Source organism: Streptococcus acidominimus, assembly GCF_001921825.1.
Taxonomy (GTDB): Bacteria; Bacillota; Bacilli; order Lactobacillales; family Streptococcaceae; genus Streptococcus; species Streptococcus acidominimus.
The window spans coordinates 1-13,804 of the sequence record NZ_MSJL01000024.1 but is presented as its reverse complement, the minus strand read 5'-3'; the positions used below and the strand labels follow the sequence as shown (position 1 = coordinate 13,804).

Genomic DNA, 13,804 nt, shown 5'->3' with positions numbered 1-13,804 from the left:
GTTTACTATTAAGCTACCGATACCATACCGATTTTCCGTTATTGTCATTTCGTTTATCTCTTATGACTTCATTCACTCGCTTTGCCTCACTCTAGTACAGCCTGCAGCTCCTTGCCCAGCACTAAAATCAAAAAGTAAACTAAAAGACTATAACACAAAAAGAGCAGGCACTCACCCTATCAAAAAACCTTGCAATTTACCTAACCTCCTTTGCAATTCTCCAATTAGAACACCATTAGTATAACCTTTTCTACTTTCTCTCACCAGATAGGTTTGTCATTGATAAAGATGACAAATGTCATGTCCTTTCTATCCTCCTACAAAAAACCAGCACCTAAGGATGCTGGTTCACTAATATATGGTTCTGATTTCGACTACAAACCTGGTGCTTGTCCTAGCTCTGCTTGGAGCATCCAGATGTGTTTTTCAAGGCTTGCTTTTGCCTCATGGAAAATGTCATTTGTCAAATCATCTCCTTCTTCGTCTGTCACATCAAGCCCTTTTTGGAACAAGCTGACAAGATAGCGGAAGACTGCGACAACACGACCCAATTGTTCTTCCATAGACAAGCTATAATCACCTGGCACTTCTTCCAACTGGCTGTTATCACTAAACTCTTTCAAGGTAGAAAATGGAGCTCCGCCCAAAGTAATCAAACGTTCGCTGATCTCATCTAGGTAGCCATCCAATTCTTCCATATACTCATCCATTTTTGGATGCCATACAAGGAAGCCACGTCCACGCATATACCAGTGCACTTGATGTAAGATAGAGTGAGCGACTGACAAGTCTGCCACTACTTGATTCAAGAGTGCCTTTGTTTCTGGTTCTGCTTGTGGTTTTGCAAAGCTCGCAATTTCTGCTGAAGATTGGTAGAATGTGTTCATCATAAAGTATTACCTTCTTTCTCTTATTTATAATCATTATAAATAAAGACGATAAAAATTGCAAGCATTTGAGCTTTTATTAGAAAAGTTTCAACATTCACATAAAATAAGAAAGACATTTTAGGGTAAAATAGGATATAATAGAAAAGAAGACTAGCTTTCACCTTTCTCAAGTGTAAAAGCTGGATATGTTATTTTGATTGCCCAATAAGGAGAAACTAATGAAAAAGGTCGTTTTTGTCTGTCTTGGAAATATTTGCCGCAGTCCGATGGCTGAATTTGTCATGAAAGGACTAACAGACCAGCTTATCATAGAAAGTCGGGCGACATCATCGTGGGAGCATGGCAATCCGATTCACAAGGGTACGCAACAGATATTACAGCACTATCAGATCCCCTACGATTCTCATAAATATTCTAGGCAGATTAGCCTAGATATGGCAGAGGAATATGACTATATCATTGGTATGGACAGCCAAAATATTGCCGACTTGAAGAAGATGCTTCCGGCTAAGCTACATGATAAGATCTATCCCTTTGCTGAAAAAAGCGTGCCAGATCCTTGGTATACAGGAGATTTCGAAGAAACCTATCGTATGGTAACTGCTGGTTGCCTAACCTGGAAAGATCGTCTTTTGTAAGCATGGATTGAGGCAACTATCTTTATCACTACCCCCAAAAATGGTAGAATAAAAGCACTACTAGAAAAGAGAATCGCTATGAACAAGCTGATGCATCATCTGCAAACAATTGATTTAAAAAATCTCAACACCTACCTCACACGGCCTAGGATTGAAAAAGCCTGTGTCGCTCTGATGATCCTTTGTGCCTTATCCGTCTTTCTCGGGCGCACTCCAAGCAAGCAAACACTAAGCCTAGATAATGGGAAAATCACTTACCATGGTATCGTCGTTGCCAACAAAATGTCTGGCAAAGGAACCTTAACCTTTGAAAATGGGGATACATACGACGGACAATTTACCAATGGTATCTTTAACGGTAAGGGAACCTTTCGCTCTGCTAGTGGTTGGACCTATGAGGGAGAATTTAAAAATGGGATTGCTGATGGTGAGGGAAAATTAACCACCGAAGCAAAGGTTGTCTACGAAGGAACATTCAAACAAGGAATTTATCAATATGAGAATTAAATGGTTTTCAACAATACGAGTGCTAGGGATGGTCTTTGTTCTACTTTATCACTTCTATATCTCCTTTTTCCCTGGTGGCTTTGTCGGGGTTGATCTCTTTTTCACCCTGTCTGGCTATCTAACAACCGCCTTGTTTTTAGATGAATACGCCAACCATCAATCCATTGATTTCAAACGATTTTTCAAACGGCGCTTCTATCGGATTTTCCCACCAGTTGTCCTAACACTGCTCATTACAACACCGCTTGCTCTGCTGGTTCGCAATGACTTTATCGCTGGGATTGGACGTCAATTGATGGCTGCTCTAGGCTTCATGACCAACTTCTTTGAACTCCTAGCAGGGGCTTCCTATGAAAACCAATTCACTCCCCACCTGTTCCTCCATACTTGGAGCCTCGCCCTTGAAGTTCATTTCTATCTCCTCTGGGCGCTGATTATCTGGGGGATTGCACGACTGGCAAAAACAAGCGGACAGCTCCGCGGAATGATTTTCCTCACCTCTAGCGTCCTGTTCCTCATCAGTTTTCTTGCCATGTTTATTTCAAGCTTCTTTGTCAGCAGCTTCTCGACCATCTACTTTGCAACATGGACCCATATCTTCCCTTTCTTCCTAGGAAGTGTATTAGCTAGTTTAACAGGGCTGAAAATCCTGACACGACCATTTGAACGGGCAATTGCCAAATGGAATCTAAAACAGACATTATCCGTCATGGCAGGGGGTCTGCTTGTCGAACTACTGCTCCTTTTTTTCGCAAAATTTGACAGTATCTGGACGTATCTCATTGGCTTTCTCCTTTCAAGTTTAGCAACAGCCCTTATGATTTATGCTGCCCGTATCTTACATGAAAAGACAGAAACGATTAAAGAACCTGCTATTCTCCTCTTTTTCTCCAATATTTCCTACGGTATCTATCTCTTCCACTGGCCTTTCTATACCATCTTTTCCCAGTTGCTCAGCCGTGGACTAGCTGTGCTGGTCACGCTGATCTTCTCCATCCTGTTCGCAACACTTTCCTTTTATCTGATCGAGCCTTATCTGGCTGGAAAAAAGGCACGGTTCTTAAATCTCGAATTCGACCTAAGTCCCTACAAAAAATGGATTTGGACCAGTGCGACTAGCCTGCTTCTTCTTACAATTGGAGTTAGCCTCTTTGCACCTCCTTTAGGAAATTTTGAGCGTGAATCACTGATCAATAGTTTGTATCAATCCAGCAACCGTATGGGGCAAACCCAGCAACTCGCCCAAAGAGGAAAGGCTTCCTCTTTTGAAGTGACCGAGGGATTGACCATTATCGGTGACTCTGTTACCTTACGCTCAACAGAGCAACTAAATGCCTTCTTCCCAGACGCCTTTATAGATGCTCAAGGAAGTCGAAATGTTGCCCAAGCAAGAGAAATACTCCAAAATAACATTGATAATCATGCACTCATGAAAGATGTAGTCATTGCCACAGGAGTAAATATTATCTATAATTATGAGGAAGAGCTTGAGAAAATCATTTCGATTCTTCCGAATGGGCATCACCTAATTCTCGTCACTCCTTATGATGGAAACTCCGCTCAATATAGCGACCCCGTTGCTGAAAAATATGCGAACTATACCCGTGAATTAGCGAAAAAGTATGATTTCATTACCATTGCTGATTGGAATACCGTTTCCAAAAATAATCCCCAAATTTGGGCTGGAACAGACAACATTCACTACGGTAGCAATCACGAAACCACCGTTGAAGGTGCAAAACTCTTTGCACAAACCATCAAAACCGCACTCGAACAAGCAGAAAAACAACCCGTCAAAAATGTCGGGCTTAGTGAATGAGACAACATTATACAGAAAAGGGGCGGTTAAGCTAGAAAGTTCCTAAAAAACTCAAAGCAACACTAGCTAGAACAAATAAAACGAACCAAGATTGATTATCCGAAAGGGAAGTCTAATCTTGGTTCGTTTTTCGGTTGTATCGTCAGACAATTGTCGTCCAGACTTTTCTATTTTTGTTTTCCTTGAAATCTCCACCGAAACCGCACTTGGTCATAAAATGGGAAAAGGAAGTATAAGAGAGTGGTTGCTAGTAACCAACCACCGATAATATCCGTTGGATAATGAACCCCGACATAAACGCGGGAAATTCCGACCAAGATGGCAAGGACAAGCAAGCCTAGCTGTGCAAGGCGCTTCACAATCACCTGTTTCAGGTGCTGCTGGATCAAAATAATCATCACACCTGCCATCATCAAGGTAGAAGCTGCATGCCAACTTGGAAAGGAATAGCTGCTTGTATCAACCAGCCATTCGATAGTCGGTCTTGGGCGTTGGTAGACATATTTCAGGGCTGTTGATAGGCCTCCCATCACCGCAAAACCAATGATGATAAAATAGCTTTCAATCTTCCACTGCTTCTGGTAGCAAAAAAATGCAGCTGCCAAACATATCGGCAAGAGAACACTCACATTTCCAAGTAAAGTGATCCTAGTCCAAAACAAGGTTGCAAGCGCAGGAAAATTCCCACGCAGTGTTTCTTGAATACTGCTATCAAACCCCACTAATTGCTGAGGATAGAATTTCACTACATATCCCAGAATTACAAAAAAGAGGGCTGCAAAAGAAGCATTTCGAAAATAAAGTTGTCTGTTTTTCATACAAGAAAGATCATCTAATTTTTTACAGTTTCCGTAAAATCGGCTGACCTGCGCGATACACTAAATAAAATAGAATCGAGAAAATCACGCCTTGTAGGAGATTAAAGGGCAAGACCATAGCAAATAGGTAGTTGCTCACCCCTAAAATCTGCCTAATATCAAAGTTAGCAAAAGCTGCATAGACAGGGATAGCATAGACATAGTTTAAGACGAGCATTGCCAGTGTCAAGCCTAAGGTACCCACACTAGAAGCGATTAGGTAGTGTTTTAATGTCTGCTTCTTACTCCACATCACATATAGAGCAACCATAAAGACTGCAAGAGCTGCAATGTTCATCGGCAAGCCAATCACTGTTGACGGACCATTATTATTGAATAAAAACTTGAGAACTGTCCGTATCAAGAGAATGCTAAAGGCTGACCCTAGGTCTAGGACCAACATTCCGATTAAAATAGGAATAATCGAAAAATCAATTTCCAAGAAACTCGCTGACGGAATCAAGGGAAATTTCAGGTACATAAGCAGAAAGGAAACTGCAGAGAGAATGGCAATCAAAGCCATTTTACGTGTATTTGTCATCTTCTTCCTCCAATTTTTAACAAATTAGAGAAGTGGGAAATCGATTTCATCGCGCACTTTCCATATACGATATAGCGGATATGCATCTATATTTAAGTCGAAAATCAACCGTTCTCCGTCTTCTCCCATCCAGACTATACTGTCGGTTGTGGAATTGCACCACATCAGCTTGCGCTCGCGGACTATCACCGCCGGTAGGGAATTGCACCCTGCCCCGAAGACTTATACTCTCTAAACACCAACATCCACAAGCTAACAAACCTACCGATAGAAGCAAGCTACATCAAAGTCCGTCAACAAGATCGGAAGTGAATCCTTATTGAGTATCATTAGTGAATCTCTCCACTAATATCCTATATGATACCAAAAAAGACTTGCTGATGCAAGCCCCAATACCCGCTTTTGAACTTTTGTTAACAAGCATTTGTATCGATTTCCAAGAAGTGCTTCTTCCTAAAAAAAATCTATTTTAGTTTATCAGTCTCATACTGATAGACCATGTCTAATCCTGAAAATGCTTGCTGGCGTAAGGCCTCGTACACAACCATACAGACAGCATTGGAAACATTAAGGCTCCGGACATGCTCATCATTCATAGGAATCCGAAGCGCCTTTTCAGGGTGCTTTCGCATAAAATCCTCTGGCAGCCCCTTATCCTCACGTCCAAAGATAAAGTAGTGGTGATTCCCATCATCATAGACTTCATCAGAATAGGTCTTTTCTGCAAACTTGGAAATCAGATGAACCCTAGCTTCTCCAACCTGTTCCATAAAATCGTCCAAACTATCATAAAAGCGAACGTCCAACTTGTCCCAATAATCTAGACCAGCCCGCTTCATCTTACGATCATCGATGGGAAAGCCCATCGGTTTGATAATATGAAGGGGACTATTGGTCGCTGCGCAAGTACGGGCGATATTGCCTGTATTCTGCGGAATCTGTGGCTCAAATAAGACCACATGATTGCGGGACTGCACTTCCTGATAGGATAATTCTTCAATATTCATCAGCTTTCCTCATATTCTTTCAGATATAGTCGCTCAGTTTACTTTTATTACTTCGTTAACTCATCTCACTGCAAAAAAATAGCCACACTGCCCGGAGTCAAGCTCAGCAAACAGCATGGTGAATGATGATTTCATTCACTTAAATCACAACAGGTTTGATTTAAATCAATGAAAATCTTATTACCATTATAACGCAAGTCGCTAGGTGCGTCAAGCAATAGTATTGAAAATCCCTAATTTTTTTCACGCTTCTTCTCATAACGGTTGGAATTTAACTGAAACAGCACAGCATGTTAAAATAAGGCTTCGTCCGTATTCAACCTCGTAAGGGGTGTGCACCGATTCGGTGCTTTTTTTGTAGGTTTATCTAATGCCCTTCAAAAATCACAGGGATACTTTGTCAAAATCTTAAAGGATTGCATTAGGACAATGAAGATGTAAAAAGGACATAGTTGTCCCAGTTTTAATTGATTACAGCTTATGGCTATTTATTGAGTAGGAGAGATTATTTCCCCAACATAAAAAACCAACCAGCTCGTCACTTGGGCTGGTTGGTTTTCAAAGATGGTGAAAACTATTTAGGATTGATAGTAGTAGGCTCTAAGTGAGTTTTTCTAACATCATGTCTTAGGGCTGATTTGTATCATTTACTGCTAGCAAGGAATCTCTTGCAGGCTTGGTAGGTCTGCTCCATGAGCATGGTGATGGTCATAGGACCTACACCGCCAGGAACAGGTGTGAGGTGGCTGGCGATTTCTTTTACCTCCTCAAAGGCGACATCGCCAATCAGCTTGCCATTCTCATCACGGTTCATCCCAACATCAATGACTACTGCTCCTTCCTTGACGAAATCCTTGGTCACAAAATGACCGCGACCAATAGCCACAACTAAAATATCTGCTTCTCGAGCGAGGGTGGGAAGATTCTCTGTCCGTGAATGAGCAATGGTGACGGTCGCATTGGCATCTAACAAGAGTTGAGCCATGGGCTTGCCGACAATATTGCTCCGACCAATGACAAGAGCTTTCTTGCCCTCAGGCTTAATACCATATTCACGCAAGAGTTCCATAATCCCCGCAGGGGTTGAAGGGATCATGACAGGATGGCCACTCCAGAATTGCCCCATATTCATAGGATGAAAACCATCTACATCCTTATCTGGATCAATTGCAAGGAGAACGACCTCTTCATCTATATGTTCTGGTAAAGGAAGTTGAACTAAAATTCCATGCCAGTCCGCATTCTGATTATAGCGCTCAATCACCGCCAAAAGCTCCTCTTGGCTCGTTGTCTCAGGCAGACGCACAACCTCGCTGCGAAATCCAGCTGCTAGAGCTGAACGTTCCTTATTGCGGACATAGACTTGACTAGCAGGATTATCTCCTACCAAAATCACAACAAGCCCCGGCTCCACACCTGTCTTTTCCTTTAACGCCGCTGTTTTTTCAGCTAACTGTCCCTGCATTTTTGCTGCTAAAGCTTTTCCGTCCAATCGTATCATCGTCGTCTCCTTTACGTTTTTTCCATTATACCAAAATTTTATCTCTGTTCCTAACACTTTGTTAGACTGATTAAAGAGCAAGTTTTGTCCTAAGCAACTGCGAGAAGTAGAAATGCAACGCTCAGGTGATGGACTTATCCAGTCCAGAATTAAAATATAAAGAGTGAGGAAAAACCAACTCTTGCAAGTTGCGAGTTTTTCCTCACTCTTTCCTTTTATAATACTTTAGACAAGAAATCCTTGGTTCGCTCTTCCTTGGTTTCTTCAAAGACTTGTTGCGGTGTTCCGTCTTCTACGACAACTCCACCATCCATGAAGATAACGCGGTCAGCCACCTCCCGCGCAAAGCCCATTTCATGGGTCACAATAACCATGGTCATCCCTGACTTAGCCAGGTCTTGCATGACGCCTAGCACTTCTCCAACCATTTCTGGATCAAGGGCAGAAGTCGGCTCATCAAAGAGCAAAACATCTGGGTCCATGGCAAGACCACGCGCAATGGCAATCCGCTGCTGCTGACCACCTGATAAGCTCTGAGGATAGGCTTGTGCCTTATCTGGCAAGCCCACCTTTTCCAACAAATCATAGGCTTTTTTCTCTGCATCAGCCTTGGTCAATCCCTTGGTCTTTATCGGTGACAGGGTGATATTCTCCAAAACGGACATATTGGGAAAAAGATTAAATTGTTGAAAGACCATTCCCATTTTTTCCCGCATTTTGAAAATGTCATTGGACTTGTCAGTAATGTCAACACCTTCAAAGATCACTGTTCCCTTGGTTGGTACCTCTAGCAGGTTCATGGTTCGCAAGAAGGTTGATTTTCCACTACCAGATGGTCCAATAATCACGACCACCTGTCCCTTTTCAATCTCAAGGTCAATCCCCTTTAAGACCTCATTTTTACCGAATGACTTATGAAGATTTTGTATCGAAATAATGGTCTCACGCATCTAGCTGTCCTCCTTTGTTTAACCGTTTCTCAAATGCCTGAATCGCTAGGGTCAAGATACTCGTCATCACCAAATAATAAGCTGCCGCAAACAGGAGCGGCGTCAAGGTCAAGTAGGTCGTTGCTGCAACGGTCGTCGCACTATTCCATAGCTCAATGACACCGATCGTTGACAAGAGGGAGCTATCTTTTAAAATCGTCACAAACTCATTTCCCAAGGCTGGTAAGATATTTTTGACTGCCTGAGGCATGATGACGGATTTCATGGCTTCAAAGGGGCGAATCCCCAAAGAATACGCTGCCTCTAACTGTCCCTTAGGTACAGCGTTGATCCCTGCCCTCACTGTTTCCGATACATAGGCACCACTATTCATTGAAATCACGATAATCCCGGGTAGCAAGCGAGACAAGTCCACGGATAGAATCCCCAACTCAAAGGTCGGTGCCGTGATATTCATGACCGCAAAGGCAATCATGATCTGTACTACCATAGGTGTTCCACGGAAGATCCAGACATAGATATTGGCCAGCCAAGCTAGGGGGCGGAATTTGCTCCGTTGAGCAAAGGCTAAAATAATCCCTAAGATGCTACCGAAGAATACAACCAAGGCTGCTATCATCAGCGTTACAATCGCTCCATAATTAAAATAGTCCCAGTACTTGGGAAGGAATGAGAAATCCATTTGTTTACCTCTTTTCAAACTATCTGTTTCTTATTATACCACTTTTGAATAAAAATACAATATTTCGATTAAATATTCAATCCAGAAAAAAAGCACCGAGGTGCTTTTCCGTCTTAACAACTGTATCACAGCAGGTACTTAGACTGTTTTCATACTCGTCAAAAACCAGAATCTGACGTCACTCACTCCCCTTATCATGCCTAAGAAAAGGAGTTCCTTTTCTTATCTAACACTTGATCGGCTAGCCACTATTTCAACTACTGGCGTTTTTGATGAGATGAACTTGACGATCCTTATCTCCTAGAGGCTGAGCAAAAAGTCCAGTGTGCATCTCTTGAAAACACGAACAGCGACTAGCACAGATACTAATCTTGAAGGGAGTATGAGCTATGATACAGGGTTTCTGTAAGAATTAATACAGTAATTCGTAGATTTCCATTGCAATCAAGTCAATGCTATCAAAGGTGTATGTCTCACGCGCTTGAACATCACGAAGCGTAAAGACAGAACCATTTTCCTCATCAAAGCTGTACGCAACCTCTGCAACGACAACGCCGTCACGCTCAAAATTACGTTTTAAGGTTCCACCATCCGTAGCCATAGCTTCCAAACGGTTAATAATTCGCACTAAATGTGATTCCATATCACTTCTCCTAATTTTTTATTATAAACGTATTCTACCATATTTCCTGTAAAAAGTCTTGATTTATCCATTTTCTTCTTGCTTTATACCAATCTACTACCCTACAAAAACTTAAAGCCTACCCCTTAGGCTTTCCGCTTTTCAAGGAAACGGGATAAACAGTCGCTTGCCTTGCCAGTCATTGGTCTGCAACAGGTTCTGATTTCTTTTCAATTTAGGTAGCAGATTCTTGCAATTTAGCTAAATCTTGTTATAATAAACTTATATCTGACCTTTATTGACTATTCGTATCCTGTGGATTCAATAGTCAGGCTATTCTTTGATTGTTAAGAAAGAAAAGGAAGACATTTCGATAGAAAGAGGGATTGCCCATGCTTTGCCATAATTGTAATATCAACGACGCAACCATTCATCTCTATACAAATCTGAACGGAAAACAACAACAGGTGGACCTCTGTCACAACTGTTACCAAATCATGAAAACAGATCCTAACAATGCTATTTTAAAAGGATTGGGAGACCTAGCAAATCCCAACAATATGGATCCATTCAGTGAATTTTTCAATAATATCGGAGGGATTCCTGGGCATACACCTGCTGGAAAGGCGCGTAACCAAACACCTCCTACCCAAGCGGGTGGTGGCAATCGGGGCAATAATGGTGGTACTACGCCTCCGCCACAACAACCCAAGGGATTGCTGGAGGAATTTGGAATTAACGTGACTGAAATTGCCCGCCGTGGGGATATTGATCCTGTGATTGGCCGTGACGAGGAAATTAAGCGCGTTATCGAAATTCTCAACCGTAGAACCAAGAATAACCCTGTCCTTATCGGTGAGCCAGGGGTCGGAAAAACAGCCGTTGTTGAAGGCCTCGCCCAAAAAATCGTGGATGGTGATGTCCCACAAAAACTCCAAGGTCGGGAGGTCATTCGCCTTGATGTTGTCAGTCTGGTTCAGGGAACCGGTATCCGCGGACAATTTGAAGAGCGCATGCAGAAACTGATGGAAGAAATCCGCAATCGCAAGGAGATTATTCTCTTCATTGATGAAATTCACGAGATTGTCGGCGCTGGCTCTGCTGGAGATGGCAACATGGACGCAGGCAATATCTTGAAACCTGCCCTCGCTCGTGGTGAAATGCAGCTGGTCGGTGCTACCACGCTCAACGAGTACCGTATCATCGAAAAAGATGCAGCCTTGGAGCGTCGCATGCAGCCTGTCAAGGTTGATGAACCAAGTGTCGAGGAAACCATCACTATCCTCAAGGGAATCCAGAGCAAATACCAAGATTATCACCATGTCAAATACACCGACGAAGCCATTGAAGCAGCAGCAATTCTCTCAAACCGCTACATTCAAGACCGCTTCTTGCCAGACAAGGCCATTGATTTGCTTGATGAAGCTGGCTCTAAGATGAACTTGACCCTGAATTTTGTCGATCCTAAAGAAATTGACCAACGCTTGATTGATGCCGAAAATCGCAAGACCCAAGCCACTCGGGATGAGGATTTTGAAAAAGCTGCCTACTACCGCGACCAAATTGCCAAATACAAGGAAATGCAAAAGGCAACGATTAGCGAGGAAGATATTCCTGTCATTACAGAAAAAGAAATCGAAGCGATTATCGAGCAAAAAACCAATATTCCTGTCGGTGATTTAAAAGAAAAAGAGCAGTCACAACTGATTAACCTAGCTAGTGACCTAAAAGCCCATGTCATCGGCCAAGATGATGCCGTTGATAAGATTGCCAAAGCCATTCGCCGCAATCGAGTGGGACTCGGCGCACCCAACCGTCCAATCGGAAGTTTCCTCTTTGTTGGACCAACAGGGGTCGGGAAAACCGAGCTATCAAAACAGTTGGCTATCGAACTCTTTGGCTCTGCTGACAGCATGATTCGCTTTGATATGTCCGAGTATATGGAAAAACACGCAGTCGCAAAATTAGTCGGAGCGCCTCCAGGCTATGTAGGCTACGAGGAAGCTGGTCAATTGACAGAAAAGGTTCGCCGCAATCCCTACTCGCTGATTCTGCTTGATGAGATTGAAAAGGCTCATCCTGATGTCATGCACATGTTCCTCCAAGTCCTTGACGACGGCCGTCTGACAGACGGACAAGGACGCACTGTCAGCTTCAAAGATACCATTATCATCATGACCTCAAATGCTGGAAGCGGTAAGGTGGAAGCTAGCGTTGGCTTCGGTGCTGCCTTAGAAGGACGCACGCAGTCTGTCCTCGGTCAGCTGAGCAACTTCTTCAGCCCGGAATTTATGAACCGCTTTGATGGTATTATTGAATTTCATGCCCTCAGCAAGGAAAACCTGCTCCATATTGTGGAACTCATGCTCCTTGACGTCAACAAGCGCTTGGAAACAACCGGCCTTTCACTGCATGTAACAGATAAGGTCAAGGAAAAATTAGTTGACCTAGGCTACGATCCTAAAATGGGAGCTCGTCCGTTGCGCAGAACCATTCAAGAGTATATTGAGGATCCATTGACCGACTTCTATCTGGAACACCCAGAGGAAAAGAAGCTACGTGCTGTCCTAAGCAGCAAAGGAACTATTTCGATAAAGGCAAAATAGGCTTTCTTTTTCCTATATTTATGCTATAATGATAAAAAATCATCCTTGAGGAAGACAATGACACAGGCAACATTTGGTAAAAAAGAAGCAGGAGTGACCTACCAGAATCGCTACGGCGTCTACGCCGTCATTCCTGATCCACAAAAAGAGCGCATCATTCTAGTGCAGGCCCCCAACGGTGCGTGGTTTCTCCCGGGAGGAGAAATCGAGGCTGGCGAAAATCATTTGACCGCTCTCGAGCGTGAATTGATAGAAGAACTTGGTTTTACAGCAAAGATTGGTACCTATTACGGGCAGGCAGATGAATATTTCTACTCACGCCACCGTGATACCTACTACTACAATCCTGCCTATATCTATGAAGTCACCGACTATCAAGAAATAGGGCAGCCTCTTGAAGACTTCAACCACCTAGCGTGGTTTGATATCGATACTGCAATTGATAAGCTCAAACGTGGAAGCCACAAGTGGGGCATTGAGCAATGGAAGTTAGCCCATCAGTATGATTAAGGCTAGTCAAATCCCCCTAAGAGTGCTATAATAAATGCAAAGAATGATTGGAGGTCAAGCATGAAGATCATCAACACGACAAACAGTCAAGCACAGCTCGTGCAAAACCAACTAGCAAATACAGATGCCTTTCTGGTGGAGACCTACTCCGCAGGGAATACAGATGTTATTTTTACGCAGGCACCCCTTCACTATGAACTCTTGATTAGCAACAAGTACCGCGCTGTTCAACTGGTAGAGCTCGAACAGATTCGCGACTTCTTCCTCAAGCGCAAAATCGATACAAAGATTATTGATCAAGCAGGTATCCAAACCATTCATACCGACCGCTTGATTGAGATGTCAATTCCGATTGTGAAATAAAATAAAAACTTTCAATGGATACAACCTGAACTGCTCCCTGTCAAGTAGACAGTCAAATAATAAAAGATATTAAGCAACCTGATTCCTGAATTCCCAAGGGGTCAGGTTGTTTAATTTAGTTTGATAACGTTGTGTATTGTAAAACTGGATATAGCTTTCCACATCTGCGACTAGCTCCTCATAGGTCTTGTATTTCTTGAGATGATAAGACTCTGTCTTGAAATGCCCAAAGAAACTTTCAATTGGTGCATTGTCGATACATTTCCCAACTCGTGACATGGATAGAGTGATGCCAGCCTGTGTTGTAAAAT

Annotated in this window: 14 protein-coding genes, 1 pseudogene and 1 riboswitch; of the genes and pseudogenes, 6 read left to right on the top strand and 9 right to left on the bottom strand. The window is 42.8% G+C overall.

The genetic code is table 11. The features are described 5' to 3' along the window. Positions 1 to 374: 374 nt before the first annotated feature. Positions 375 to 890, bottom strand: a complete 516-nt coding sequence (locus tag BU200_RS06140; RefSeq protein ID WP_083609371.1) for a Dps family protein — start codon at positions 888 to 890, stop codon at positions 375 to 377. Positions 891 to 1,108: 218 nt separating this feature from the next. Here BU200_RS06140 and BU200_RS06135 point away from each other — a divergent pair, with 218 nt between their 5' ends. From BU200_RS06135 to BU200_RS06125, 3 genes are all read left to right on the top strand, one after another. Next, complete coding sequence (locus tag BU200_RS06135) at positions 1,109 to 1,528, top strand: low molecular weight protein-tyrosine-phosphatase (RefSeq protein ID WP_075099336.1); 420 nt, start codon at positions 1,109 to 1,111, stop codon at positions 1,526 to 1,528. A gap of 78 nt (positions 1,529 to 1,606) precedes the next feature. Continuing rightward, positions 1,607 to 2,035 (top strand): MORN repeat-containing protein, encoded by a 429-nt coding sequence (locus BU200_RS06130; protein WP_089503552.1) that lies wholly within the window; start codon positions 1,607 to 1,609, stop codon positions 2,033 to 2,035. After that, a complete protein-coding gene (locus tag BU200_RS06125; RefSeq protein ID WP_075099335.1) occupies positions 2,025 to 3,854 on the top strand; it encodes an acyltransferase family protein in 1,830 nt (609 codons plus the stop codon). Before BU200_RS06130 ends, BU200_RS06125 begins: the two co-directional genes overlap by 11 nt. A 167-nt stretch (positions 3,855 to 4,021) precedes the next feature. On the opposite strand, the gene BU200_RS06120 is transcribed toward BU200_RS06125, so the two are convergent. From BU200_RS06120 to BU200_RS06090, 7 genes and pseudogenes are all read right to left on the bottom strand, one after another. After that, positions 4,022 to 4,672 carry a phosphatase PAP2 family protein gene (locus BU200_RS06120; RefSeq protein WP_075099334.1) on the bottom strand — a complete coding sequence of 217 codons (651 nt, stop codon included), beginning with the start codon at positions 4,670 to 4,672 and terminating at the stop codon, positions 4,022 to 4,024. Between the two features lie 22 nt (positions 4,673 to 4,694). After that, positions 4,695 to 5,261, bottom strand: a pseudogene (locus tag BU200_RS06115) (ECF transporter S component); the annotation flags it as partial. A 104-nt stretch (positions 5,262 to 5,365) separates the two neighbouring features. Continuing rightward, positions 5,366 to 5,478: riboswitch (FMN riboswitch) on the bottom strand. A gap of 238 nt (positions 5,479 to 5,716) precedes the next feature. Then, positions 5,717 to 6,259 (bottom strand): tRNA (cytidine(34)-2'-O)-methyltransferase, encoded by a 543-nt coding sequence (locus BU200_RS06110; RefSeq protein WP_075099332.1) that lies wholly within the window; start codon positions 6,257 to 6,259, stop codon positions 5,717 to 5,719. A gap of 643 nt (positions 6,260 to 6,902) precedes the next feature. After that, the gene (locus tag BU200_RS06105) at positions 6,903 to 7,760 is read right to left on the bottom strand and encodes a bifunctional methylenetetrahydrofolate dehydrogenase/methenyltetrahydrofolate cyclohydrolase (RefSeq protein ID WP_075099331.1); all 858 of its coding nucleotides are present in this window, start codon (positions 7,758 to 7,760) and stop codon (positions 6,903 to 6,905) included. A gap of 215 nt (positions 7,761 to 7,975) precedes the next feature. Beyond that, positions 7,976 to 8,710, bottom strand: coding sequence for an amino acid ABC transporter ATP-binding protein (locus BU200_RS06100; protein ID WP_075099330.1), 735 nt, complete (start codon positions 8,708 to 8,710; stop codon positions 7,976 to 7,978). Continuing rightward, positions 8,703 to 9,392, bottom strand: a complete 690-nt coding sequence (locus tag BU200_RS06095; protein ID WP_075099329.1) for an amino acid ABC transporter permease — start codon at positions 9,390 to 9,392, stop codon at positions 8,703 to 8,705. The genes BU200_RS06100 and BU200_RS06095 overlap by 8 nt, the downstream gene beginning before the upstream one ends. Positions 9,393 to 9,804: 412 nt before the next feature. Then, on the bottom strand, positions 9,805 to 10,035 hold the full coding sequence (locus BU200_RS06090; RefSeq protein WP_075099328.1) for a DUF1797 family protein: 231 nt from the start codon (positions 10,033 to 10,035) through the stop codon (positions 9,805 to 9,807). Positions 10,036 to 10,406: 371 nt separating this feature from the next. Here BU200_RS06090 and BU200_RS06085 point away from each other — a divergent pair, with 371 nt between their 5' ends. From BU200_RS06085 to BU200_RS06075, 3 genes are read left to right on the top strand one after another with little or no spacing between them, the layout of a single operon-like run. After that, positions 10,407 to 12,620, top strand: coding sequence for an ATP-dependent Clp protease ATP-binding subunit (locus BU200_RS06085; RefSeq protein WP_075099327.1), 2,214 nt, complete (start codon positions 10,407 to 10,409; stop codon positions 12,618 to 12,620). A 57-nt stretch (positions 12,621 to 12,677) separates the two neighbouring features. Next, positions 12,678 to 13,130: an NUDIX hydrolase gene (locus BU200_RS06080; RefSeq protein WP_075099326.1), complete on the top strand. Its 453-nt coding sequence runs from the start codon at positions 12,678 to 12,680 to the stop codon at positions 13,128 to 13,130. Between the two features lie 60 nt (positions 13,131 to 13,190). Next, positions 13,191 to 13,493 (top strand): DUF1827 family protein, encoded by a 303-nt coding sequence (locus BU200_RS06075; RefSeq protein ID WP_075099325.1) that lies wholly within the window; start codon positions 13,191 to 13,193, stop codon positions 13,491 to 13,493. Positions 13,494 to 13,562: 69 nt separating this feature from the next. Here the strand turns inward: BU200_RS06075 and BU200_RS06070 are convergent. Beyond that, positions 13,563 to 13,804: IS3 family transposase (locus BU200_RS06070; RefSeq protein ID WP_142237004.1), on the bottom strand; the 242-nt coding region annotated here is incomplete at its 5' end.

Coding starts and splice junctions, on each gene's coding strand:
- BU200_RS06075 (WP_075099325.1), top strand. CDS start 13,191: ATGAAGATCATCAACACGACAAACAGTCAAGCACAGCTCGTGCAAAAC.
- BU200_RS06090 (WP_075099328.1), bottom strand. CDS start 10,035: ATGGAATCACATTTAGTGCGAATTATTAACCGTTTGGAAGCTATGGCT.
- BU200_RS06100 (WP_075099330.1), bottom strand. CDS start 8,710: ATGCGTGAGACCATTATTTCGATACAAAATCTTCATAAGTCATTCGGT.
- BU200_RS06140 (WP_083609371.1), bottom strand. CDS start 890: ATGATGAACACATTCTACCAATCTTCAGCAGAAATTGCGAGCTTTGCA.
- BU200_RS06110 (WP_075099332.1), bottom strand. CDS start 6,259: ATGAATATTGAAGAATTATCCTATCAGGAAGTGCAGTCCCGCAATCAT.
- BU200_RS06080 (WP_075099326.1), top strand. CDS start 12,678: ATGACACAGGCAACATTTGGTAAAAAAGAAGCAGGAGTGACCTACCAG.
- BU200_RS06120 (WP_075099334.1), bottom strand. CDS start 4,672: ATGAAAAACAGACAACTTTATTTTCGAAATGCTTCTTTTGCAGCCCTC.
- BU200_RS06105 (WP_075099331.1), bottom strand. CDS start 7,760: ATGATACGATTGGACGGAAAAGCTTTAGCAGCAAAAATGCAGGGACAG.
- BU200_RS06135 (WP_075099336.1), top strand. CDS start 1,109: ATGAAAAAGGTCGTTTTTGTCTGTCTTGGAAATATTTGCCGCAGTCCG.
- BU200_RS06095 (WP_075099329.1), bottom strand. CDS start 9,392: ATGGATTTCTCATTCCTTCCCAAGTACTGGGACTATTTTAATTATGGA.
- BU200_RS06125 (WP_075099335.1), top strand. CDS start 2,025: ATGAGAATTAAATGGTTTTCAACAATACGAGTGCTAGGGATGGTCTTT.
- BU200_RS06085 (WP_075099327.1), top strand. CDS start 10,407: ATGCTTTGCCATAATTGTAATATCAACGACGCAACCATTCATCTCTAT.
- BU200_RS06130 (WP_089503552.1), top strand. CDS start 1,607: ATGAACAAGCTGATGCATCATCTGCAAACAATTGATTTAAAAAATCTC.